This is a genomic window from Nocardioides sp. NPDC047086 (assembly GCF_040643685.1).
Taxonomy (GTDB): Bacteria; Actinomycetota; Actinomycetes; order Propionibacteriales; family Nocardioidaceae; genus Nocardioides.
Map to the genome: position 1 here is coordinate 111,110 of NZ_JBEYUV010000007.1, position 22,050 is coordinate 133,159.

General features: G+C 69.3%; 22 protein-coding genes and 1 pseudogene. 15 read left to right on the top strand and 8 right to left on the bottom strand.

What is annotated here, in order from left to right; translation table 11 throughout:
* Positions 1-22: 22 nt before the first annotated feature.
* Both ABZ796_RS07805 and ABZ796_RS07810 read left to right on the top strand, forming a co-directional pair.
* A complete protein-coding gene (locus ABZ796_RS07805; protein ID WP_357335953.1) occupies positions 23-1,273 on the top strand; it encodes an aromatic ring-hydroxylating dioxygenase subunit alpha in 1,251 nt (416 codons plus the stop codon).
* 18 nt (positions 1,274-1,291) lie between these two features.
* Positions 1,292-2,467, top strand: a complete 1,176-nt coding sequence (locus ABZ796_RS07810) for a hybrid-cluster NAD(P)-dependent oxidoreductase (protein ID WP_357335954.1) — start codon at positions 1,292-1,294, stop codon at positions 2,465-2,467.
* 68 nt (positions 2,468-2,535) lie between these two features.
* Here ABZ796_RS07810 and ABZ796_RS07815 read toward each other — a convergent pair whose 3' ends face one another.
* Positions 2,536-3,210, bottom strand: coding sequence for a GntR family transcriptional regulator (locus ABZ796_RS07815; RefSeq protein WP_357335955.1), 675 nt, complete (start codon positions 3,208-3,210; stop codon positions 2,536-2,538).
* 202 nt (positions 3,211-3,412) lie between these two features.
* On the opposite strand from ABZ796_RS07815, the gene ABZ796_RS07820 reads away from it, so the two are divergent.
* The 5 genes from ABZ796_RS07820 (at position 3,413) to ABZ796_RS07840 (ending at position 10,147) form a co-directional block, all read left to right on the top strand.
* Entirely contained in the window at positions 3,413-3,934 is a 522-nt protein-coding gene (locus tag ABZ796_RS07820; protein ID WP_357335956.1) for a RidA family protein, read from the top strand.
* Positions 3,935-4,081: 147 nt separating this feature from the next.
* Entirely contained in the window at positions 4,082-5,863 is a 1,782-nt protein-coding gene (locus ABZ796_RS07825) for a BCCT family transporter (RefSeq protein WP_357335957.1), read from the top strand.
* A gap of 25 nt (positions 5,864-5,888) precedes the next feature.
* On the top strand, positions 5,889-8,171 hold the full coding sequence (locus ABZ796_RS07830) for an FdhF/YdeP family oxidoreductase (protein ID WP_357335958.1): 2,283 nt from the start codon (positions 5,889-5,891) through the stop codon (positions 8,169-8,171).
* 145 nt (positions 8,172-8,316) lie between these two features.
* Positions 8,317-8,604 (top strand): WXG100 family type VII secretion target, encoded by a 288-nt coding sequence (locus tag ABZ796_RS07835; protein ID WP_008356172.1) that lies wholly within the window; start codon positions 8,317-8,319, stop codon positions 8,602-8,604.
* 250 nt (positions 8,605-8,854) lie between these two features.
* On the top strand, positions 8,855-10,147 hold the full coding sequence (locus ABZ796_RS07840) for a hemolysin family protein (RefSeq protein WP_357335959.1): 1,293 nt from the start codon (positions 8,855-8,857) through the stop codon (positions 10,145-10,147).
* Here the strand turns inward: ABZ796_RS07840 and ABZ796_RS07845 are convergent.
* The 3 genes and pseudogenes from ABZ796_RS07845 to ABZ796_RS07855 form a co-directional block, all read right to left on the bottom strand.
* Positions 10,098-11,072: a 2-hydroxyacid dehydrogenase gene (locus ABZ796_RS07845; protein ID WP_357335960.1), complete on the bottom strand. Its 975-nt coding sequence runs from the start codon at positions 11,070-11,072 to the stop codon at positions 10,098-10,100. The two genes, ABZ796_RS07840 and ABZ796_RS07845, sit on opposite strands and share 50 nt — an antisense overlap.
* A gap of 26 nt (positions 11,073-11,098) precedes the next feature.
* Positions 11,099-11,290 carry a hypothetical protein gene (locus ABZ796_RS07850; RefSeq protein WP_357335961.1) on the bottom strand — a complete coding sequence of 64 codons (192 nt, stop codon included), beginning with the start codon at positions 11,288-11,290 and terminating at the stop codon, positions 11,099-11,101.
* Between the two features lie 58 nt (positions 11,291-11,348).
* Positions 11,349-11,591, bottom strand: a pseudogene (locus ABZ796_RS07855) (dihydrodipicolinate synthase family protein); the annotation flags it as partial.
* Positions 11,592-11,917: 326 nt separating this feature from the next.
* On the opposite strand from ABZ796_RS07855, the gene ABZ796_RS07860 reads away from it, so the two are divergent.
* From ABZ796_RS07860 to ABZ796_RS07885, 6 genes are read left to right on the top strand one after another with little or no spacing between them, the layout of a single operon-like run.
* Positions 11,918-13,471, top strand: a complete 1,554-nt coding sequence (locus tag ABZ796_RS07860) for an ABC transporter substrate-binding protein (RefSeq protein WP_357335962.1) — start codon at positions 11,918-11,920, stop codon at positions 13,469-13,471.
* Positions 13,472-13,502: 31 nt separating this feature from the next.
* Positions 13,503-14,432 carry an ABC transporter permease gene (locus ABZ796_RS07865; protein WP_357335963.1) on the top strand — a complete coding sequence of 310 codons (930 nt, stop codon included), beginning with the start codon at positions 13,503-13,505 and terminating at the stop codon, positions 14,430-14,432.
* A 13-nt stretch (positions 14,433-14,445) separates the two neighbouring features.
* Positions 14,446-15,420, top strand: coding sequence for an ABC transporter permease (locus ABZ796_RS07870; protein ID WP_357335964.1), 975 nt, complete (start codon positions 14,446-14,448; stop codon positions 15,418-15,420).
* A 44-nt stretch (positions 15,421-15,464) separates the two neighbouring features.
* Complete coding sequence (locus ABZ796_RS07875) at positions 15,465-16,424, top strand: ABC transporter ATP-binding protein (RefSeq protein ID WP_357336028.1); 960 nt, start codon at positions 15,465-15,467, stop codon at positions 16,422-16,424.
* Positions 16,421-17,434 carry a dipeptide ABC transporter ATP-binding protein gene (locus ABZ796_RS07880; protein ID WP_357335965.1) on the top strand — a complete coding sequence of 338 codons (1,014 nt, stop codon included), beginning with the start codon at positions 16,421-16,423 and terminating at the stop codon, positions 17,432-17,434. Before ABZ796_RS07875 ends, ABZ796_RS07880 begins: the two co-directional genes overlap by 4 nt.
* A complete protein-coding gene (locus ABZ796_RS07885) occupies positions 17,434-18,159 on the top strand; it encodes a sulfite exporter TauE/SafE family protein (RefSeq protein ID WP_357335966.1) in 726 nt (241 codons plus the stop codon). Before ABZ796_RS07880 ends, ABZ796_RS07885 begins: the two co-directional genes overlap by 1 nt.
* 2 nt (positions 18,160-18,161) lie before the next feature.
* Here the strand turns inward: ABZ796_RS07885 and ABZ796_RS07890 are convergent, their stop codons facing one another.
* The 4 genes from ABZ796_RS07890 to ABZ796_RS07905 are packed head-to-tail and all read right to left on the bottom strand — an operon-like array spanning position 18,162 to position 21,068.
* Positions 18,162-19,166, bottom strand: a complete 1,005-nt coding sequence (locus ABZ796_RS07890) for a 2-hydroxyacid dehydrogenase (RefSeq protein WP_357335967.1) — start codon at positions 19,164-19,166, stop codon at positions 18,162-18,164.
* A gap of 50 nt (positions 19,167-19,216) precedes the next feature.
* Positions 19,217-20,044, bottom strand: a complete 828-nt coding sequence (locus tag ABZ796_RS07895) for an IclR family transcriptional regulator (protein WP_357335968.1) — start codon at positions 20,042-20,044, stop codon at positions 19,217-19,219.
* A gap of 21 nt (positions 20,045-20,065) precedes the next feature.
* A complete protein-coding gene (locus tag ABZ796_RS07900; protein ID WP_357335969.1) occupies positions 20,066-20,398 on the bottom strand; it encodes an alpha/beta hydrolase in 333 nt (110 codons plus the stop codon).
* Positions 20,385-21,068, bottom strand: a complete 684-nt coding sequence (locus ABZ796_RS07905; RefSeq protein ID WP_357335970.1) for an alpha/beta hydrolase — start codon at positions 21,066-21,068, stop codon at positions 20,385-20,387. Before ABZ796_RS07905 ends, ABZ796_RS07900 begins: the two co-directional genes overlap by 14 nt.
* A 92-nt stretch (positions 21,069-21,160) precedes the next feature.
* Between ABZ796_RS07905 and ABZ796_RS07910 the strand changes: the two genes are divergently transcribed.
* Together ABZ796_RS07910 and ABZ796_RS07915 are read left to right on the top strand one after the other, a co-directional pair.
* The gene (locus tag ABZ796_RS07910; protein WP_357335971.1) at positions 21,161-21,784 is read left to right on the top strand and encodes a superoxide dismutase; all 624 of its coding nucleotides are present in this window, start codon (positions 21,161-21,163) and stop codon (positions 21,782-21,784) included.
* Complete coding sequence (locus ABZ796_RS07915; RefSeq protein WP_357335972.1) at positions 21,781-22,047, top strand: hypothetical protein; 267 nt, start codon at positions 21,781-21,783, stop codon at positions 22,045-22,047. Before ABZ796_RS07910 ends, ABZ796_RS07915 begins: the two co-directional genes overlap by 4 nt.
* Positions 22,048-22,050: the final 3 nt, after the last annotated feature.

The following is a 22,050-nucleotide window of genomic DNA, read 5'->3' on the forward strand; positions in this document are numbered from 1 at the left end:
GGGAGACATCATCGTGACGCGAATGAGCATCGAAACGGCGCCTGAGGATCTGGCGTCCCTGGCGGATAGGCGAGCATCCGGCTACAGCCTGGAGGCACCCTTCTACACCAGCTCGGAGATCTACGAGCAGGATCTCGACATCATCTTCGGTCAGCACTGGATCTTCGCCGTCGCCGAGGCGGAGATCCCGGACCCCGGCGACTACGTCACCATCGATCTGGGTGCCCACTCCGTGATCGTCGTCCGTGACGACGACGAGAACGTTCGCGCCTTCCGGAACGTGTGCCGGCACCGCGGATCGCGACTGCTCGAGTCGGCCTGCGGCTCGATCGGCAACATCGTGTGTCCCTACCACCAGTGGACCTACCGGGTCGACGGCAGCCTCATCTTCGCGGAGTCGCAGGCGGCCACCTTCGAGTACGACAAGTTCGGGCTCAAGCCGGTCAACGTCCGCGCCGTCGGCGGCCTGGTCTTCCTCTGCCTGGGCGACGAGCCGCCGGCCGACTTCGACGAGGTCAGCGAGTTCATCGAGCCCTACCTCAAGCCCTACTCGCTCGCCACGGCGAAGGTCGCCCACCAGACCGACATCGTCGAGGAGGGCAACTGGAAGCTGGTGATGGAGAACAACCGCGAGTGCCACCACTGCGACGCCTCCCACCCCGAGCTCGTCACGGCGTACTTCCCGATCAGCCGCTACGAGGCCGAGGACGTGCCGCCGCGCATGCAGTCGACCTTCGAGCGCTATCAGGTGGCGCAGGCCGAGCTGGAGAAGGCCTGTGGGGCCATCGGCTTCCCGATCGGGGAGCGCTGCGAGCTCGAGGGTCGTACGACGGCCTTCCAGATCTCACACCTGCCGCTCGACGGCGCGGGCGCCTCGTTCGGCCCCGACGGGCAGCAGCTCTGCGCGAAGCTGATGGGCTCCATCGAGGACCCGCGGTTCGGTGACCTGTCGCTGCACATGCAGCCCAACTCGTGGTTCCACTTCCTCGGTGACCACGCCGTCGTCTTCTCGGTGATCCCGCTCGCTGTCGACCGGACGCTGGTCCGGACGATCTGGCTGGTGAACCCGGAGGCCGTCGAGGGGGTCGACTACTCGGTCGAGTCCCTCACCTCCGTCTGGCGTGCCACCAACGACCAGGACCGTGTGCTGGTCGAGGGCACGCAGCGAGGAGTCGCGGACCCGGGCTACGTCCCCGGTCCCTACTCGGTGGTCGAGGGCGAGGTCGATGCCTTCATCACCTGGTACGTCCAACGCGTCCAAGCCAACGCCTAGCCGGAGCTCGGAGGAGACATGACCATCATGGAGACCGACATCCCCGCGGTGTCGGAGCCCAACTCGTTCGGTCTGCAGAACGGCCGCCCGGCGGCCGTCCGCAGCAGGCGGATGCTGGAGCCCTGCTGGGCCGAGAGTGACGTGATGGACCTGGTGTGCAGCCAGGTGCTCGCGGTCACCCATGACGTGAAGACCTTCGTCTTCACGACCCCCGACCGGCGCCCCTTCGACTTCGAGGCGGGCCAGTTCATCACCATCCGGGTCGAGATCGACGGCGAGCTGATGACCCGCTGTTACACGATCGCCTCGCCGCCGACCCGGCCCGACCGGCTCGCCATCACGGTCAAGCGGGTCGCCGACGGTGTGGTGTCGAACTGGCTCCACGACAACCTCGAGCCCGGGAACTGGATCTCGATGCACGCCCCGGCGGGTGCGTTCGTCCTGCCGGAGGAAGATGCGCCGAAGTACCTGTTCCTCTCGGCGGGGAGCGGCATCACCCCGGTGCTGTCGATGACGCGGACGCTGTACGACCTCGGCTCCGAGGCGGACATCCTCTTCGTCCACAGTGCTCGGACGCCGGCCGACATCATCTACCGCGGTGAGCTCGAGGCGATGGCACGCCTGATGCCCAACCTGCGGGTGGTGGAGATCTGTGAGGGCGATGCCCCCACCGAGCGGTGGATGGGGCTGCAGGGACGCATCTCCAAGCCGGTGCTCGAGATCCTGGCTCCTGATCTCAACGACCGGGAGACCTTCATCTGCGGTCCCGCGGGCTACATGGCCGCGGCGAAGTCGCTGCTCGAAGAGCTCGACTACGACATGGGGAAGTACCACGAGGAGAGCTTCGACTTCGGCGCTCCCGAGGTGCCCGAGGTGCCCGCGCCGGCGGCAGCGCCGCCGGCCGAGCAGGACTCCGAGGAGGAGGCCGCGGCCGGCTTCTCGGTCGAGTTCGCGCGCAGCGGTCGGATGATCACGTGCGGTCCGGACGAGACCATCCTGGAGGCCGCGGTGGCCGCCGGCATGCGGCCCATGGCCGCCTGCGGGCAGGGCATGTGCGGCACCTGCAAGGTGTCGATGCTCTCCGGAGAGGTCGACATGAGGCACAACGGCGGTATCCGGCCCAAGGAGATCGCCAACCAGAAGGTCCTGATCTGCTGCTCCAAACCCCTGGGCGACATCCAGCTGGACTGCTGAGGCGTGCTGGGACAGGCGTACGCAGCGCCGGTGGCTGTCAGGTCGCGGACCCGGCAGCCACCCGGGTCTCAGAGGACCTGACGGATCTCGCGCTCGAAGCCGCCGATGTGCTCGAGGGTGAGCTTCTCGGCCCGGTCGGCCTCACCGTCGGCGACGGCGGTGAGGAGCTGGGCCTGCTCGACGACGTGGTGGGCCAGGTCGGGGAGCCGGTCGATCACCATCCACCAGATCCTGATGGCCAGGTTGTCGTACCTGATCAGGATGTCCTCGAGGTGGGCGTTGCCGCTCGATCGGTAGATCAGGCCGTGCGCTGCCTTGTCGACCTGCATCAGGGAGGTGCGGTCTCCGTCACCGAGCCTGCCTTCGCCGATCTGGGCCGCGAGGGCGCGCATCTGCTCACGCTGATCGGCCGTCGCGCGCTCCGCGGCTGCGCGGGACGCGTACGGCGCGAGCTGGCGCCGGATCTCGGCGATCGCGCTCAGCTCGGTCGCGTCGATCGTCGTCGCGAAGGTGCCGCGGCGTGGGAAGGAGTGGACCAGGTGGTCGGCCTCGAGGCGCTTGATCGCCTCGCGGACAGGGGTGCGTCCCATGCCGATGGCCGCGGCGATCTGGCCGTCGTTGATCGGCGCCCCCGGTCGGATGTCGAGCATCACCAGGCGCTCGCGGATGTACTGGTAGGCCTGCTCGGCGAGCGAGCCGGCGGGGGGATTCGCCGTCGTTGCCAGGATCTCGTCAACCGTCATCGAGTCATGCCCCACTTGTCCGTTCCGGCCGGTGTGCTTTTTACCATCCTAGACTGATACATCAGTCGCCGGGCAATGGCGTGCCGCCGGCGCCGGTACGCGACGGCCAGGTCGACCTCGTCCCGGACGGGGATCCAGCGCGTCGGAGATGATCTCCGCTAGAGGGTGTCGACAACTAGTATATCAGTGCTAGTGTCCAGCCATGTCGGAGCGTGCGAACTGGGTGGTGCGGCTGCTGGGCCCGCGGAGATCGAGCCCGGCCGTGCCGGCGCCGGACGCCGTGCTGGCCGAGCTCGGCCTGTCTCCGCGTGAGGTCGTCGTGCCGCCGGCCGCGGTCCACGTGCCCGTGGTCCGAGCCGGGGCGTTCGTCTTCACTTCGGGGCAGCTGCCGATCCGGGCGGGCGAGCTGATCGCCACGGGCAGGCTGGGGGAGACGCTCGGGGTCGCGGACGGTCAGGCCTGTGCGCAGTGGTGCGTGCTCAACGCGCTGTCCGCGATCAGGTCCGAGATCGGCGATCTCGGGCAGGTGAAGCGCGTCGTCAAGGTCGTGGTCTATGTCGCCTCGGGTGCGCTCTTCACCGATCAGGCCCTCGTCGCCGACGGTGCCTCGGAGCTCCTCGGCCGGGCCTTCGGCAGCGCGGGGCGGCACGCGCGCTCCACGGTGGGCGTCTCGGCGTTGCCCCTGGATGCGCCTGTCGAGGTCGATCTCGTCGTCGAGATCTGACTCTTGCCTCGTGTGATGCATCACATATAAGGTAACTAGTATATCAGCGTCTGATCGAGTGGTGCCCCACTGAAGTGCCGCCACCCGGAGCCCCATGTGGCACCGACGGATGCTGCTCATCCCAAGAGCCCTCGATCGGAGTGCGTCATGAGATCATCTGCAGGTGGCGGAGACCTTTCGCCGATAGCGTCGCCGCGCCACAGGTCCGTCAGCCAGAACGGAAGCCCCGCCCATCCGGCCCTCGACTGTCCTCCCGAGGAGACGGCCAAGAACGCCGGGGGCCTCGATCGCGTCGTCTTCGGGGTGACCGCGCTCATCGCGGTCGGATTCCTGGCGTGGGGATTCGTCAGCACTGATTCGCTGGCATCGGTCTCCGGGCGGTCGTTGTCCTGGGTGATGGGCAACCTCGGGTGGCTCTTCGTCACCGCGGCGTCGACCTTCGTCGGCTTCGTGCTGTGGCTCGCCTTCGGCAAGTTCGGGAACATCCCGCTCGGCAGGGATGGTGAGGAGCCCGAGTTCCGTACGGTCTCGTGGATCACCATGATGTTCAGCGCCGGCATGGGGATCGGCCTGATCTTCTACGGTGTCAGCGAGCCGATCAGTCACTACGTCTCACCGCCGCCGGGTGCTGTCGGCGACGGACAGTCCGAGAAGATCCAGACGGCCATGGCCACGACCCTGTTCCACTGGGGAATCCATCCGTGGGCGATCTACGCCCTGGTCGGCCTCGCGATCGCCTACAGCGTCTTCCGCAAGGGCCGCGGCCTGCTCATCAGCTCCGTGTTCACGCCCATCCTCGGGCGTCACGCCCGGGGCGCGGGAGGCAAGGTCATCGACATGCTCGCGATCTTCGCGACCCTCTTCGGGTCGGCCGCGTCGCTGGGCCTGGGGGCGCTCCAGATCCGGAGCGGACTCGAGATCGTCGGCGGCATCGGCAGGACGGGCAACGGCATCCTGGTCGCCATCATCGCCGTGCTCACGGTCGCGTTCGTCTTCTCGGCGGTCTCGGGTGTGGCCAAGGGGATCCAGTGGCTCTCGAACATCAACATGGTGCTCGCTGTCGGGCTGGCCCTGTTCGTCTTCGTGGCCGGTCCGACCGTGTTCATCCTCAACCTGGTCCCGACCACCGTCGGCACCTTCTTCCAAGAGGTCGCGATGATGTCGGCGCGTACCTCGGCGGAGGGGTCTGAGACCGCCTCCTGGCTGTCGAGCTGGACGATCTTCTACTGGGCCTGGTGGCTCTCCTGGACGCCGTTCGTCGGCATGTTCATCGCCCGGATCTCGCGTGGCCGGACCATTCGCCAGTTCGTGACCGGCGTGCTCCTCGTGCCGTCGCTGGTGAGCCTCGCCTGGTTCGCCATCTTCGGCGGTGCGGCCATCGACCTGCAGCAGAACGGCGTGGACATCGCCGGCGCCGGTGGGGTGGAGACGCAGCTGTTCACCACCCTCGAGTCCTTCCCGCTCGCCACGGTGGCCAGCGTCGTCGTCATGATCCTGGTCGCGCTCTTCTTCGTCTCGGGTGCGGACGCGGCCTCGATCGTCATGGCCACGCTCTCCGAGCGCGGCTCCATCGAGCCGGGCAAGCCGACGGTGATCTTCTGGGGCGTCGCCACTGGTGCGGTTGCCGCGGTGATGCTCCTGGTCGGCGGCTCCGACGCGTTGAGCGGCCTGCAGACCATCACCATCGTCGCCGCGGTGCCGTTCGTGCTGGTCATGGTCGGCTTGTGCGTGTCGCTGGTGAAGGACCTGCGGGAGGACCCGCTGGTCGTGCGTGCCCAGTACGCCTCCAAGGCCGTCGAGCAGGCCGTCGTCTACGGCGTCTCGGAGCACGGTGACGACTTCGTCTTCCGGGTCTCCCGTGATCCCGATGCGCCCGCCGACGAATCGGCCGACGACGAGGACCTCGAGGCCGAGCTGCCGGCCAGCTAGCTCGGGTCGCGAAGGGAACGGTGTGGTGAAGCGAGACGTGGATCCGGTCGATGCGCTCAGCGTCACGGAACCGAAGACCTGGGCCGCCGGCGTGCCGGCGGTGCGGAAGGCGATCGAGTACTCGCTGACGCAGACCTCGGTGCGGCGTACGGCGTTGACGTTGCTGAACCTCAACCAGGCCGGCGGGATGGACTGCCCGGGGTGTGCGTGGCCGGAGCCGGGCCACCGGCACAGGAACGAGTACTGCGAGAACGGTGCCAAGCACATCGCCGACGAGGCGACCTCGCGCCGGGTGACGCGCGAGTTCTTCGCGCGGCACTCGGTCGCGGAGCTGGACCGGAGGTCGGACTACTGGCTCAACCAGCAGGGCCGGCTGACCGAGCCGATGGTCAAGCGGCCCGGGGCGACCCACTACGAGCCGATCAGCTGGGAGGACGCGTTCGGGACCATCGCCGCGGAGCTCAACGGCCTGGACTCTCCCGACGAGGCGATGTTCTACGTCTCGGGCCGGCTCAACAACGAGGCCGCGTTCCTGCTGCAGCTCTTCGCCCGCGCGTACGGCACCAACAACCTGCCCGACTGCTCCAACATGTGTCACGAGTCGAGCGGCTCGGCGCTCAACGAGACGCTGGGGATCGGCAAGGGCAGCGTCCAGCTCGACGACATCTACAACGCGGACCTGGTGTTCGTGGTCGGTCAGAACCCGGGCACGAACCATCCGCGGATGCTGTCCGCGCTGGAGGAGACCAAGCAGCGCGGCGGCAGGGTGATCGCGGTGAACACGCTGCCCGAGGCGGGCCTGATGCGGTTCAAGAACCCGCAGAAGGCCCGCGGCGTGGTCGGCCGGGGCACCCAGATCGCGGACCAGTTCCTGCAGATCCGCCCCGGCGGTGACCTCGCGCTGTTCCAGATGCTCAACCGTCGACTGCTCGAGGCCGACCAGGACGCGGGTGGTGGCGTGCTGGACTGGGAGTACATCGCGGAGTACACGACCGGGTTCTACGCCTTCGCCGAGCATGCCCGCACGATCACCTGGCAGGCGGCGCTCGAGGCGACGGGCCTGACCCGGGAGGAGATCGAGGCGGTCCACGAGCAGGTGCTGGCCAGCCGTTCGGTCATCGTGTGCTGGGCGATGGGGCTGACCCAGCACAAGCACGGGGTGCCGACGATCCGCGAGGTCGTCAACTTCCTCATGCTGCGCGGCAACATCGGCAAGCCCGGTGCGGGCGTGTGCCCGGTCCGCGGCCACTCCAACGTGCAGGGCGACCGGACGATGGGCATCTGGGAGAAGATGCCCGACGCCTTCCTCGACGCGCTCGGCGCCGAGTTCGGGTTCGACCCGCCACGCAGGCACGGCTACGACTCGGTCGACGGAGTCCGGGCGATGCGGGACGGGAGGGCGAAGGTCTTCGTCGGCGTGGCCGGCAACTTCGTCCGGGCGATCTCGGACAGCGACGTCGCCGAGGCCGCGCTGAGGAGCTGCAGCCTGACGGTGCAGGTCTCCACCAAGCTCAACCGCTCGCACACGGTGGTCGGGGAGACGGCGCTGATCCTGCCCACGCTCGGCCGCAGCGACGTCGACGTCCAGGCCACCGGTGAGCAGTTCGTGACCGTCGAGGACTCGATGAGCTCGGTGCACGCCACCCGTGGCCGGCTCGCGCCCGCCTCGCCGGACCTGCTCAGCGAGGTCGCGATCGTCTCGCGCCTGGCGAAGGCCACGATCGGGGATCGACACGGCATCCGCTGGGGCGACTTCGAGGCGGACTACGACCGGATCCGCGACCGGATCGCCCGGGTGGTTCCGGGCTTCGAGGACTTCAACGCGCGGATCAAGGACCCGAACGGCTTCGTGCTTCCGAACCCGGTCAACGCCGGTGTCTATCGCACGCCGAGCGGCAAGGCCGTCTTCACGCGCAACGACCTGACCTGGCTGCAGGCCCCGCCGGGTCATCTGATCCTGCAGACGCTGCGCTCCCACGACCAGTGGAACACCGTCCCGTACGCCATGGACGACCGCTACCGCGGGATCCACCGTGCCCGCCGCGTGGTGATGGTCAACCCGGCCGACATCGAGGAGCTGGGGCTGGCCGACGGTGACCGCGTCGACATCGTCGGCGTCTGGGAGGACGGCGTCGAGAGGCGCGCGCCCGGGTTCACCCTGGTCGCCTATCCGGCGAGCCGGGGGTCGGCGGCTGCGTACTATCCGGAGACCAACGTCCTGGTGCCGCTCGACAGCGTCGCCGAGGGCAGCAACACCCCGACGTCGAAGGGGGTCGTGGTCCGCTTCGAGCTCGTCGGCCCGGGCTAGGGCCTGCAAGCCCGTTCGAAAATTTCCGGTAACGTGTCGACGAAGGCTTTACGTTCCCTTCACCGCCGGCCGCTGACTGCACTATCGTTGCCGCCGGCGCCCGGACGGGGCGCGGTGCATCGACAATCTCGGGAAGGCATGATCGATGAGTGATTTCGGAGCAACGTACGACGAGATGACCGGCACTGCCGACAAGCTCGACCAGGGCAAGGACACGATCGAGTCTGCTCTGGACGAGTGCCAGGGCTACGTGGACGAGCTGGTTCAGGACGGGTTCAAGACCGAGAAGGCGTCCGGGAAGTTCCAGGACGGCTACACCGAGATGACGACCGGTCTGAAGGACGCCATCGCCGGTGTCGAGGACATGGCTCAGGCTCTGCGTGACATGGCCACGGCGATCCAGGACCTGGACTCGCAGCTCGCCGGCGGCTGATCGACAGCCGGACAGGTGGTGGGCCGGCGCCCTCCCCGGCACCGGGCGCAGGCGTGGAAGTTCGCGTTCGACGTATGCGTCTCCACCCTGCTCTGGAAGGGGTAGCGCTGGACCCGCCCCAGGAGGCGACCTGCCGGACCGGGCCGTGGAACGCGTCCTTTCGTGGGTCGGCAGGTAGATTCTTCCCTGTGAAGAGGCCTCGAAGTTCCTACCGCTCATCCTGGATCGATACGAGGGGTGAGCGGGCCTGATGGACAGCCAGACATTCCTCAGTCTCGGGCTGGTGCTGGTGTTCGTGCTGGTCGGCGGGGTCTTCGCCGCGACCGAGCTGGCGTTGGTGTCGCTGCGCGAGAGCCAGCTGGCCGCGATGGAGCGGCAGGGGCCCCGCGGGGCCCGGGTGGCGGAGGTCGCCCGTGACCCCAACCGCTTCCTGGCCGCGGTGCAGATCGGCGTGACCGTCGCCGGCTTCCTCTCCGCTGCCTACGGTGGGTCGGCGATCGCTCCCGACGTCGCGCCTTACCTCGAACGCCTCGGCCTGGGTGAGGCGCTCGCCGAGACCACGGCGCTGATCGTGCTCACCCTGTTCATCGCCTATCTCTCCCTGGTGCTGGGTGAGCTGGTGCCCAAGCGGCTGGCGCTGCAGAAGGCCGCCGGTATCTCCCTGGCCGTCGCGCCCGTGCTGGACCGCTTCGCCACTCTGATGCGCCCGGTGATCTGGCTGCTCTCGGTCTCCACCGACGCCGTCGTACGCCTGCTCGGCGGTGACCCCAAGGCCTCGGCCGAGCAGGTCTCCGAAGAGGAGCTGCGCGAGATGGTCTCCACCAACCAGGACCTCGAGGAGGAGGAGCGCCGGATCCTCCGCGACGTGTTCGCCACCACCGAGACGACGCTGAAGGAGGTGATGCGCCCGCGCGGCGACGTCACCTTCATGCCGGCCTCGATGCCGCTTCCCGTCGCCGCCGAGACGGTGCGCGACCTGCCCTACTCCCGCTACCCGGTGACCGGGGAGGGCTTCGACGACATCCTCGGCTTCCTGCACGTACGCGACCTGCTCGGGGTCGCCCCGACCGACCAGCGCACGATCAGGGACGTCTGCCGTCCGGTGCTCGCGCTCCCGGGGAGCAAGCGGGTGATCCCGTCGGTCGCGACGATGCGCGAGGGCGGCACCCACCTGGCCGTGGTGGTCGACGAGTACGGCGGCACCGACGGCATCGTGACCCTCGAGGACCTCGTCGAGGAGATGATCGGCGACATCCGCGACGAGTACGACCACGGCGAGGCCCGTATCCGCGACCACGGCGACCTGTCCCGCATCGACGGTGCGATGACGATCGAGGACTTCGCGGACACCACCGGCATCGAGCTCGAGGACGGCGGCTACGAGACCGTCGCGGGCTATCTCATCTCCCGGCTGGGGCACATCCCGCAGGTCGGGGAGGTGCTGGCCCTCCCGGGCGGCACCCTGGAGGTGGCCGCCCGGAACGGCAACCGGGTCACCGAGATCGCGCTGCGTCCCGAGGTGACACCTCCGGCACCGGAGTGAGGACGGTGCCCTCGGCCAGCCAGCGGTCGAGGTTGTCGAGGGTCAGCTGCTCCATGGCGGCGCGGGTCTCGACGGTGCCGCTGGCCAGGTGCGGGAGGAGCACCACGTTGTCGAGGGCCATCAGCTCCGCCGGGACCGTCGGCTCCTCGGTGTAGACGTCGAGGCCGGCGCCGGCGATGCCACCCTCGAGCAGCAGCTCGACCAGGGCGTCCTGGTCGACCACGGAGCCACGCGCGATGTTGATGAGGTAGCCCTCGGGTCCCAGCGCCTCGAGCACCTTGCGGTCGACGAGTCGCTGCGTACCGCTGCCGCCGGAGGTGGCCAGCACCAGGATGTCGACGTCGGCGGCGAGGTCGGCGGGGGAGGCGGCGTAGGTGTAGGCAGAGCCGGGGACCTCGCGGCGGGAGTGGTAGGAGATCGGGCAGCCGAAGGCCTCGAAGCGGGTTGCGATCGCCTGGCCGATCCGGCCCAGACCCAGGATGCCGACCCGCTTGCCGGAGACCTTACGGGTCAGCGGGTAGGTGACGACCTCGGGCCAGTCTCCTCGGCGGACGAACCGGTCGGCGGCGCTGAGGCCACGCAGGGTGTCGATGGCGAGGCCGAGCGCGGTGTCGGCCACGCAGTCGGTCAGCACGTCGGGGGTGTTGGAGACCAGCACCCCCCGCGCGGCGGCGGTCTCGACGTCGGTGGTGTCGTAGCCCACCCCGAAGTTGATGATCGCGCCGAGTGCGGGCAGCTGCGCCATCAGCTCGGCCGGTACGCCGGTGCGCCCGGTGGTCACCACGGCGCCGATCGAGGGCCCGTGCTCGGCGAGGAACGCGGCGCGGCTGCCGTCCTCGGGCAGCACCAGCGAGTCGTAGCGGTCGGTGAGGGTGGCAGCCAGCGAGGGCTTGAGCGGTCCTACCTGGAGGATGCGGCGGGTCACGGTTTCTCCTGTCGTTCGGGTAGCCGTCAGATGACGGTCTTGACGAGGGCGGTCAGCTCCGCCAGCTCCTGCTCGGTGAGGTCGGTCAGCGGCGGACGTACGGGCCCGGCGGGACGGCCGGCCGCGGTGAGCCCGGCCTTGACGATCGAGACACCGTAGCCGGCCTCGCGGTCCCTGATCGCGATGTAGGGGACGACGAAGTCGCGGAGCCGGCCCAACCTCCTCGCGGTCGCGGTTGCGTACGGCGGTGTAGAACTCGACCGCCCACTGCGGCGCGAAGTTGAAGATCGCCGAGGAGTAGGTGCTGACGCCGAGCTCCAGATAAGGGAGGGCGTAGGTCTCCGCGGTGGGCAGGCCACCGACGTAGAGCAGGCGGTTGCCGAGGCGGGCGTTGAGCGTGGCCAGCAGGTCGATGTCGCAGACGCCGTCCTTGAAGCCGATGAGGTTCGGGAACTCCTCGGCGAGACGGACGATCGTGTCGGCATCGTAGCGGGCGTTGGCGCGGTGGTAGACGAAGATGTGCGCGGTAGCCGTCCTCGTCGAAGGCGTAGTCGGCGGTCGCGTGCGTCACCGGGAACGACAGCAGGCCGGCGCCGAGGGCGTCACGGAGCTCGGTGGGGGAGTAGCGGCCCATGGGTCTCCTCAGGGGCTTCGGCGACGTCGGAGATCCCGAGGCTAGGTAGGCGATGCGATACGCGTCCAACATCGTGACGGCATCGCTCAATGCCCTATGGGCATTGCCAGACGTGCTTGACGTCACATAAAACTCGCTCGTACGGTTCATCCACGAATGACAACGACGTCCACATATGCAGACGTCGCCGATCGACTGGAGGAACAGTCGCATGAACTTTCGTCCCTCGTTGCGCTCCCGCTGCGGCCTCGCAAGCGCCGCACTCATCGCTGTCTCGCTCTCCCTCTCGGCCTGCGGCGTCGCCAACTCCGACACCGCCGGCGCCGCCACCGACACGGTCCGGATCGTGCTCCCGCAGGAGCCGCCGACCCTCGAGCCGTGCGACGCCAACCTGACCTCCACGGGCGTCGTCGTGCGCTCCAACATCACCGAGCCGCTGGTCGAGCGCGACCCGGCCTCGGGTGAGCTCCAGCCGCTGCTCGCCACCGAGTGGGAGCAGACCGAGCCGACGAAGTGGACCTTCACGCTCCGCGAGCGTGTGACGTTCTCCGACGGCTCCGCCTTCGACGCCGAGGCCGCGGCGCACTCCATCGACCGCGCGGTCAACGGCACCTTCGGCTGCAACGTCGAGGGGTACGTCTTCGGTGACGACGACCTCCAGGTCGAGGCCGTCGATGCCACCCACCTCGAGGTGACCACCGCCGAGGCCGATCCGATCCTTCCGCTGCGCCTCTCGTTCATCGAGGTCGTGCCCGCCTCGACGAGCGACACCGCCAAGGTGCGCGAGCCGATCGGCACCGGCCCCTACAAGATCGCGGACTGGCAGAACGGCACCAAGCTGACCCTCGCGGTCAACGACACCTACTGGGGCGAGGCCCCCTCCTTCAAGAAGGCGGAGTACCAGTGGCGTGAGGAGGGCAGCGTCCGCGCCGCCATGATCACCAACGACGAGGCCGACATCGCCACCGGTCTCGCGCCCGAGGACCTCTCCGGCGACGCCGCCGTCCGCTACCCGAACAACGAGACGACCGCGCTGCGCTCGACCGGGACGTACGCCCCGCTGGACGACATCCGGGTGCGGCAGGCGATCAACTACGCGATCGATCGCGAGTCCATCGTCGACAGCCTCTTCGAGGGCTACGCCGAGGTCGCCTCCCAGCTGGTGCCCGAGGGCGTCGTGGGTCACAACCCGGACCTCGAGGCGTGGCCGTACGACCCGGAGAAGGCCACCGCGCTCATCGCCGAGGCCAAGGCCGACGGGGTGCCGACCGACACCAAGATCCGGCTGATCTCCCGCAATGGCCTCTTCCCCAGGGTCGGCGAGACCGTCGAGGTCGTCCAGAAGGCGCTCGAGGACATCGGCCTCAACGTCTCGATCGAGATGATGGACACCGCCGCGTCGGTCGAGTACCAGTCCCGCCCGTACCCCAAGAACACCGGGCCGTACATCATCCTCGTCCAGCACGGCAACCAGGCCGGTGACGCCCAGTTCTCCGTCGACCAGTACATGCTCAGCGACGGCGCCCAGTCGACGTTCGGTACGCCGGAGTTCGACTCCCAGATCGCGGCCGCGGACAAGGCCGAGGGTGACGACCGCCAGGCCGCGTTCGCCGGCATCTTCGCCGACGAGCCGAAGAAGGTCTCGCAGTTCGCCTACATCGCGCACATGACCGGCATCATCGGTGAGTCCGACAACGTCGAGTACGAGCCGAACTCGGCGACCGGTGACGAGATGCGCGTGACCGAGATGAAGCCGGCCGAGTGACCCCGGCCGCGACTCACCCAGGAGGTCATCGATGGTGACGTTCCTCCGCAAGCGAGCCCTCACCTCGCTGCTGCCGCTCGTCGTGGTGCTGCTCGGGGTGTTCTTCCTGGCCCGCCTCACCGGTGACCCGGCCAGCCTGTACCTGCCGGAGAACGCCACCGAGGCCCAGAAGGAGACGTTCCGCGCCGTCAACGGCCTCGACCTGCCGGTCTGGCAGCAGCTGGTCGACTACCTCCAGGGCATCCTCCGCCTGGACTTCGGCACCTCGCTGAGCACGGGTGAGTCCGCGGCCGCGATGGCGTTGCGGGCCTTCCCCGCGACGCTCCAGCTGGCGATCACCACGATGCTCGTCGCGGTCGTCCTCGCCGTCGTGATCGGCTCGTGGGCTGCGTACCGTCCGAACTCGCTGGCCGACCGGTTCGCGTCGTTCCTCTCGATGACCGCCGCGAGCGTCCCCGACTTCTGGCTCGCCATCATGGGTGTCTGGGTCTTCGCGGTGATGCTCGGTGTGCTGCCGACCTCGGGTGTCGACGCCGGCCTGCTGTCGTGGGTCCTGCCGATCGCCACGCTGCTGCTGCGCCCCGTCGGCGTGCTCACCCAGGTGGTGCGGGGCGCGATGGTGGCGGCACTGTCCGCGCCGTACGTCCGGCTGGCCCGCAGCAAGGGTGCCGACAGCCGTCGGGTCGTGGCTCACCATGCCCTGCGCAACGCCGCCGCGCCGGCGCTGACCGTGGCCGGTGACCTGGCGGTCGGGCTGGTCAACGGTGCCGTGGTCGTGGAGTCGATCTTCGGGTGGCCCGGCATCGGCAAGCTGATGATCGACTCGATCACCGGACGCGACTTCGCCATCCTGCAGGCGGCCGTGCTGCTCACCGCGGTGACGATCTTCCTGCTCAACATCGCCATCGACATCTGCTACGCCCTGCTCGACGCCCGTGTGCGCGACAAGGCGATGGTGTGAGAGAGGAGAACCGATGAGCATCTCCACCGATCCCGTCGAGCCCGTCGACGCCCAGCCGGTCGCCGCGCCCAGCCGCTCCGGCAGGGTGAGCTACTGGCGGATGCTGCTGCGCGACAAGGTCGCGACCGTGGCTGCCGTGATCCTCTGCCTCATCCTGCTCGTGGCCGTCTTCGGGCCGGCCCTGCTCGGCAGCGAGGCCAACGCCCAGGACCTGACTCGGGGCAACCGGGCACCGCTCGAGCTCGACGGCTGGCTCTACGTACTGGGCACGGACTCGCTCGGGCGCAGCGTCTTGGCCCGGATCGTCGTCGCGACCCGGACGACCCTCGGCGTCGCCGTCCCGGCGGTGCTGATCTCGCTGGTCGTCGGTTCGGTGATCGGCATGTGGGCCGGCTACCACCGCGGCTGGCGGGAGACCGTCGTGATGCGGATCGCCGACGTGATCCTGAGCTTCCCGTCGCTGCTGATGGCGGTCGTCGTGCTCTACGTCTACTCGCCCAGCCCCCGCAACATCGTCATCGTGCTGGCGATCACCCGCATCCCGATCTACCTGCGCACCGCGCGGGCGGAGTCGGCCGAGCTGCAGAGCCGGGTCTTCGTCGACGCCGCCCGTACGTTCGGGGCGGGCAGCTTCAGCATCATCCGCCGTCACGTGTTCCCGATCGTGCTGCCGACGTTGCTGACGGTCGCCACGCTCGACTTCTGCTACGTCATGCTCGCCGAGTCGTCGCTGAGCTTCCTCGGCATCGGCATCCAGGCACCCGACGTCAGCTGGGGCCTGATGGTCGCCCAGGGGCAGAACTACCTGCAGACCGCATGGTGGCTCTCCTTCTTCCCCGGCCTGGCCATCGTGATCGCGACGGTGTCCGCCGCCGTGCTCGCCGCCTGGGTACGGCTGGCCACCGATCCCGCTCAGCGGTGGCGGCTCACCGTCCCGCGCCGCCAGCGTCGCCGCGCCACCCCGACTGTTACGGAGGACGCCCAGTGAACAGCACTCTGACCCAGAAGGCCGTCGCCCTCGACGTCGACGGCATGAGCGTCGACATCCGGACGCCCCACGGCGTCGTCCGAGCCGTCGACAAGGTGACCTTCCAGGCGCGCCGGGGTGAGACCCTCGCGCTGCTCGGCGAGTCGGGGTGCGGCAAGTCGATGACCGCCACCGCGGTCGTCGGGCTGCTGGAACCGGTCGCCGAGGTGACCGAGGGCGCGGTCCGCATCACCGCAGAAGCCGGCACCACCGACCTGCGGACCGCCTCGGCGAGGCGTCGCCGCGACATCGCAGGCAAGGAGCTGGCGATCGTCTTCCAGGACGCCCTCACCGCTCTCAACCCCGTCTACACCGTGGGTACGCAGCTTGCCGAGCCGTTCCGGATCCACCGCGGCCTGTCCAAGAGGGCCGCCCGCAAGGAGGCCATCGAGCTGATGCGCCGGGTCGGCATCCCCGAGCCGGAGACCCGGGTCGACGCGTACCCGCACCAGTTCTCGGGCGGCATGCGACAGCGGTTGCTGATCGCGATCGGCGTCGCGCTCTCGCCGGCCGTGCTGCTCGCCGACGAGCCGACCACCGCTCTCGACGTCACGGTCCAGGCCCAGATCATGAGCCTGCTCAAGGACCTGCGCGAGGAGCGCGACATGGCGGTCGTGCTGATCACCCACGACCTCGCCCTGGTCTTCGAGCAGGCCGACCGCGTCGTGGTGATGTACGCAGGCAACGTCGTCGAGCAGGGCCTGGTCGAGGAGGTCTTCGGCGCTCCGAAGCACCCCTACACCGCCGGCCTGCTGGAGTCGGTGCCCGTGCAGGCCGAGCGCGGCGCGGAGCTGAGGTCGATCGGCGGCTCGCCGCCCGAGCTGGCCGCGATCCCGGCCGGCTGCGTCTACCAGGACCGCTGCCCGATCGCGCGCGACCGCTGCCGCGACGAGCGGCCCGCGGCCCGTGAGGTCGCCCCCGGCCACCTGTCCGCCTGCCACTTCCCCGACGAGGTGAACCGATGAGCGAGAACCCTCTTCTCGAGGTCCGCGACCTCACCAAGATCTTCCCGGTACGTCACGCCGGCAAGCGCAAGGAGCTGCGCGCCCTCGACGGCGTCAGCCTCGACCTGCACCGGGGCGAGACGCTCGGCCTGGTGGGGGAGTCCGGCTGCGGCAAGTCCACGCTCGCCCGCACGCTGCTCATGCTGGAGACCCCGGACGGCGGCTCCGTACGCTTCGACGGGGTCGACCCGACGACGACCAGGGGTGCCGACCTGCTGGCGTTCCGGCGCCGGGTGCAGATGGTGTTCCAGGACCCGTTCGCCTCGCTCAACGCCCGGATGTCCGCGGGCGACATCGTGAGCGAGCCGTGGCGTACGCACCGGGGTCTCCACAAGACCTCGCGTGAGCGCACGGCCCGGGTGCGCGAGCTGCTGGACCTCGTCGGCCTGCGGGCGGGCGACGCCGGGAAGTATCCGCAGGAGTTTTCCGGTGGCCAGCGCCAGCGCCTGGGCATCGCCCGCGCGCTCGCGCTCGACCCCGACGTGATCGTCTGCGACGAGCCGGTCTCCGCGCTGGACCTCTCGGTGCAGGCACAGGTGCTGAACCTGCTCAACGACCTGCAGCAGGAGCTCGGGGTGGCGTACCTGTTCATCTCGCACGACCTGTCGGTGGTGCGGCACGTCGCCGACCGGGTCGTGGTGATGTATCTCGGCCGGATCGTCGAGCAGGGGGAGACCGAGTCGACGTTCGAGCGGCCCCAGCATCCTTACACCGGTGCGCTGCTGTCGGCGGCGCCCTCGCTCGACCACGAGCGCCGGCGCGAGCAGATCATCCTCTCGGGTGAGATCCCCTCACCGCTCAACCCGCCGTCCGGGTGCCGGTTCCGGACCCGCTGCTGGAAGGCGACCGAGGAGTGCGCCACCGCACTCCCGCCGCTCGCTCTCGACCCGGTCGACGGCGCCCACACGGCCGAGTGCTTCCATCCTCTGGGGTCGCCGGAGCAGGAGCTGGCCGCGGCGAAGGTGGGCTGATGGGGATCTCGATCGGGTCCTTCGCGCTCGTCGCCGTCGCCGTCGTCCTGGCCTCGGCGCTCCAGGCCTCCATCGGCTTCGGCATGGGCATGCTCGCCGCTCCCGTCGTCGCCCTGGTCGATCCGGGGCTGCTGCCCGGCACCCTGGTGATGCTCGCCTTCGTGGTCACGGTCATGGTCGTCGTCACCGAACGGCAGCACATCGATCTCGGTGGCACCGGGTGGGCGCTGTTCGGCCGGGTGCCCGGGACGATCGCGGGTGCGCTGCTCGTCGCGGCGCTGCCGGAGCGGGGTCTCGCGCTGCTGCTGGCCGGCGTCGTGCTGGTCGGTATCGCGCTCAACTCGCTGGGCTGGCAGCCGCGGCCGGTGCCCCGCAACCTCGTCACCGCCGGTGCGGCCTCGGGGCTGCTCGGCACGGCCACCTCGATCGGAGGTCCGCCGATGGCGCTGGTCTGGCAGCAGAAGCACGGCGCGGTGCTGCGCAGCTCGATGAGCACGTTCTTCCTCGTCGGCTCGGTGCTGTCGTTCCTCGCCCTGGCCGCCACCGGGTCCGTGGACGAGCGCACCCTGCTGGTCACCGCGGCGCTCGTGCCCGCGCCGTTCGCCGGCTGGGGGCTGTCGCTGCTGCTCAACCGGGTGATGTCGCCGGTGCGGCTGCGGCGTACGGCGATCGCGGTGTCGATCTTCGGTGCCGTCGTGCTGGTGGTCGACCAGCTCCTGGGCTAGGCCTACCGGGTCACCGGGTTGCGCAAGGGCCGGCCCTCGGCCAGTGCGTCGACGTTGTCGGTGATGTCCTGCGCGCGGCCGGCGAAGACCTCGGCGGTGTGACCCGACTGGTGCGGGGTGAGCACGACGTTGGGCAGCTCGGTGAAGTCGAGGTGGGAGGGCGGGGGAGCGTCGGGGTCGCGGGGATTGCGCCACCACACGTCGATGCCGGCACCGGCGATCGCGCCGGTGGTGAGCGCGTCGTGGAGCGCCTGCTCGTCGACCACGGCGCCGCGGGCGACGTTGACCAGCACGGCCGTGGGCCGCATCGCGGCCAGGGCCGCGGCGTCGATGCGTCCGCGGGTCGCCTCGTTCAGCGGGACGGTCACGACGACCACGTCCGAGGCGGCCAGCAGCTCGTGCAGGGCGGAGTCGGGGCCGACCCAGTCCAGGTCGACGCCCTCGGGCAGCGGTGCATCGGGGTTGCGGCGTACGGCTCGGACCTTCATCCCCATCGCGGCGCCGAGCCGGGCCACGCTCGAGCCGATCTCGCCGAAGCCGACGATGCCGAGGGTGCGGCCGGCCAGCACCCCGCCGAAGGAGTAGTCGCCGGACACGATCGCGTTGCTCCACACGCCGCGGCGCATGTCGGCCTCGGACCGCAGGACGCCGCGCAGCAGCATCATCGACACCATCATCACGTGCTCGGCGATGGAGCGGCCGTGATGGAAGGTGTTGGCCAACCGTACGTCCTCGGGCAGCGCCCCGAGCGGGATCTTGTCCACGCCGGCACCGGTGACGTGCACCAGCCGGAGCCGGGGCATCGCGGTCAGCAGCGCCGGTGTCGTGGAGGAGCAGACCAGCACCTCGGCACTCGCGGCCGCCTCGGTGAGCCGGGGGTCCTCTCCCCACGCGAACGTCCACTCGTGGGGCGAGGCGCCCTCTCGGGTCAGCACGTCGGTGAACCGGGCCATGATCGGCTCGGTCACGAGCACGTGCAACGGCGTGGCTGGGGGAGTCGAGGTCACTCAGGAATTCTGTCAGCGTCTACATCCGTGGACAAGGTCTCCATATGAAGTCAGCCCCAGGAGAGGGAGTTGCGGATCGGGCCGACCACGCGGACGATCCGGTCCGCCGCCTGGCGCAGGGCGGCGATGACCTCGGCCTCCCGTTCGGGGGTGAGCCGGGCGATCGGGATCGAGGCGCTGATCGCGTCGGAGACCGGCTCGCCGTAGTCCAGGGCCACCGCGATGCAGCGCAGCCCGAGGGTGTTCTCCTCGTTGTCGATCGCGTAGCCGCGCCGGCGGGTCGCGTCGAGCTCAGCGGCGAGCGTGTCCCGGTCGGTGAGCGTATGAGGGGTGAGTGGCGCGAGCTCGGTCGGCAGATGGTCGGCGATCTCGTCCTCGGGCCGCGCGGCCAGGACCGCCTTGCCCAGCGAGGTGGAGTAGGCGGGCAGCCTGCGACCGACGCGGCTGTAGGGGCGGAGGTACTGCGACGACTCCCGCGTGGCGAGGTAGACAACGTCGGCGCCGTCGAGGCGTCCGAAGTGGAAGGTCTCGTCGAGCTGCTCGCGCAGCTCGACGAGGAACGGGGTGACCTGGGGGAGATAGGGGTCGGTGTCGAGGTAGCTGGTGCCGGCCAGCAGGGCCCGGATGCCGATGCCGTAGAGCGTGCCGGTGGTGTCGCTGCGTACCCAGCCGTGCTTGGCGAGGGTGCGGAGCAGGGCGTGCAGGCTGCTGCGCGGGACCCCCAGCGCCTCGCTCAGCTCACGTAGTCGCACCGGGCGGTTCTGGCGGGCGGCGAGGAACTCGAGGATCTCGACCGTTCGGGCGGCCGACTTCACCTCCCGGACCCCTCCGGTGGGTGTCGTGACGGCGCCCGTCTCGGGCGCGGCAGCGTCGTTCATGTGTGCAGGGTAGTGCGCAGGTCAGATGGTCGTCCACATATGAAGACGGTGGCCGTCCTGCTCGTCCCGCACGTGTTCGGCGGGGACCTCGGGTCCGGTGCGCAGCCGCGTCTGCCAGGTCCGCTGGTCCCACGTCGCCGGCGTGGTGCCGTGGATGAACCGCTCGACAGTCATCGCGAAACGCTCGGGGTCGGACCGGAACGGGAAGTGGCCGGCACCGTGGAACACGTCGAGCGATGCGTACGGCATCGCCAGCCGCGCCTGTCCGGCGTGTCGGAACGGGACGACACCGTCGCGGTCGCCCCAGATCATCAGCGTCGGGATGTTCTCGACCAGGTAGCTACGGTCGAGCATCGTGACGACCTGGCCGTGCCCGTCGGCGACGGCGCGCAGCGTCCGGGCGAAGGCCTGGCGGGACCGGGCGTCGGGCAGCGCGTCGAGGATCCGGATCAGGTCCAGGGCGTCGACACCGAGGTCGTGGTCGATGCGGCGCAGCAGGGCGAGGGGGGGCGGACAACCCGGTTCGGGAGACCGGAAGCCGCAACAGCTGGAGCACCTCCGGCGCCATCGGCAGCGTCGCCAGTCGCAGCCAGGTCGAGACGCCCTGTCCGGAACCGTCGTTGGAGACCAGCACGATCCGCTCGACCAGTTGCGGGTACTGGTAGGCGAGCTGCATCGCGATGCCTCTGCCCAGCGAGTGGCCGACGAGGGTCACGCGCTCCACGTCCAGCACCGCCAGGAGGTCGCGCATGCCGTTGGCGAACCCGCCGACCGAGTAGTCGGCACGGGGCTTGTCGGAGTCGCCGTGGCCGAGGAGGTCGGGGGCGATGACGAGATGGTTCTCGGCGAGCAGTGGCAGCACGTCCTCCCATGTCTGCGAGCTGTCGCCGATCCCGTGGATGAACATGATCGCGGAGCCGTCGCCGCCGATGCGGTACGCACGCCGGTAGCCGTGGACCATCCGCGACTGCTGCACGATCGCCCCCGTCATGGCTGCACGCTGGTCGTCGCGGGTTTCGGGCATGTTGCGGCTCCTTCCCAAAGGCTTGCCTTACCCCGCTCCTGGCGCGATATCTTCCTTGTTGCAAGTTATTCGCAACAAGAGGAGTCTGATCCGTGGCTGTCTACGCCCTACCCGACCTGCCCTACGACTACGCGGCGCTGGAGCCGTACATCTCGGGCGAGATCATGGAGCTCCACCACGACAAGCACCATGCGACGTACGTCGGTGGGATCAACACCGCGGTCGAGCAGCTGGCCGAGGCGCGGGAGAAGGAGTCCTTCGGGAACCTGTCGACGCTGGAGAAGAACCTCGCCTTCCACCTGGGCGGGCATGTCAACCACTCGGTCTTCTGGCCGAACATGTCGCCCGACGGCGGGGACAAGCCGACCGGTGAGCTGGCCCAGGCGATCGAGGAGTACTTCGGCGGGTTCGACGCCTTCCGTGCCCACTTCGAGGCCAACGCGCTCTCGGTGCAGGGCTCGGGCTGGTCCGTGCTGACCTGGGACATGGTGGCTCAGCGGCCGTACATCATCCAGCACTTCGACCACCAGGGGAACGTCCCGATCTGCATGGTGCCGCTGCTGATGCTCGACATGTGGGAGCACGCCTACTACCTGCAGTACCGGAACGACAAGGCGTCCTTCGTCAAGGGTTGGTGGAACGTGGTCAACTGGGCCGACGTCCAGGCGCGCTTCGAGAAGGCGCGTACGCAGACGGTCGGGCTGATCGTCCCGTGACCGGAGACGAGCAGTCCGCACGGCTCGAAATGGTCGACGCGGCGCAACGGGCGGCCGGGGTGCTGGCCGCACGGGCACGCGGCGACCACGCCGGTGCCTCCTCGCTGATGGCGTCCTTCGAGGACTCGATGACCCTCGCCGGTGGATCGATGCTGCTCGCCGAGCTCGCCCTCGGGCTCTACGAGCGCGAGTCCGGAATCTCGCGGGAGGCGTGCCTGGCCGAGCTGGCGCTACGGTTGGAAGCGAGCGTACGGGCGGGCTGAGGG

Excerpts from the sequence above, each read along its gene's own strand:
- ABZ796_RS07835 (WP_008356172.1), top strand. The coding sequence starts at position 8,317 with ATGAGTGATTTCGGAGCAACGTACGACGAGATGACCGGCACTGCCGAC.
- ABZ796_RS07880 (WP_357335965.1), top strand. The coding sequence starts at position 16,421 with ATGAGCGAGAACCCTCTTCTCGAGGTCCGCGACCTCACCAAGATCTTC.
- ABZ796_RS07885 (WP_357335966.1), top strand. The coding sequence starts at position 17,434 with ATGGGGATCTCGATCGGGTCCTTCGCGCTCGTCGCCGTCGCCGTCGTC.
- ABZ796_RS07870 (WP_357335964.1), top strand. The coding sequence starts at position 14,446 with ATGAGCATCTCCACCGATCCCGTCGAGCCCGTCGACGCCCAGCCGGTC.
- ABZ796_RS07810 (WP_357335954.1), top strand. The coding sequence starts at position 1,292 with ATGACCATCATGGAGACCGACATCCCCGCGGTGTCGGAGCCCAACTCG.
- ABZ796_RS07805 (WP_357335953.1), top strand. The coding sequence starts at position 23 with ATGAGCATCGAAACGGCGCCTGAGGATCTGGCGTCCCTGGCGGATAGG.
- ABZ796_RS07900 (WP_357335969.1), bottom strand. The coding sequence starts at position 20,398 with ATGCTCGACCGTAGCTACCTGGTCGAGAACATCCCGACGCTGATGATC.
- ABZ796_RS07875 (WP_357336028.1), top strand. The coding sequence starts at position 15,465 with ATGAGCGTCGACATCCGGACGCCCCACGGCGTCGTCCGAGCCGTCGAC.
- ABZ796_RS07820 (WP_357335956.1), top strand. The coding sequence starts at position 3,413 with ATGTCGGAGCGTGCGAACTGGGTGGTGCGGCTGCTGGGCCCGCGGAGA.
- ABZ796_RS07895 (WP_357335968.1), bottom strand. The coding sequence starts at position 20,044 with ATGAACGACGCTGCCGCGCCCGAGACGGGCGCCGTCACGACACCCACC.
- ABZ796_RS07825 (WP_357335957.1), top strand. The coding sequence starts at position 4,082 with ATGAGATCATCTGCAGGTGGCGGAGACCTTTCGCCGATAGCGTCGCCG.
- ABZ796_RS07860 (WP_357335962.1), top strand. The coding sequence starts at position 11,918 with ATGAACTTTCGTCCCTCGTTGCGCTCCCGCTGCGGCCTCGCAAGCGCC.
- ABZ796_RS07815 (WP_357335955.1), bottom strand. The coding sequence starts at position 3,210 with ATGACGGTTGACGAGATCCTGGCAACGACGGCGAATCCCCCCGCCGGC.
- ABZ796_RS07865 (WP_357335963.1), top strand. The coding sequence starts at position 13,503 with ATGGTGACGTTCCTCCGCAAGCGAGCCCTCACCTCGCTGCTGCCGCTC.
- ABZ796_RS07840 (WP_357335959.1), top strand. The coding sequence starts at position 8,855 with ATGGACAGCCAGACATTCCTCAGTCTCGGGCTGGTGCTGGTGTTCGTG.
- ABZ796_RS07905 (WP_357335970.1), bottom strand. The coding sequence starts at position 21,068 with ATGCCCGAAACCCGCGACGACCAGCGTGCAGCCATGACGGGGGCGATC.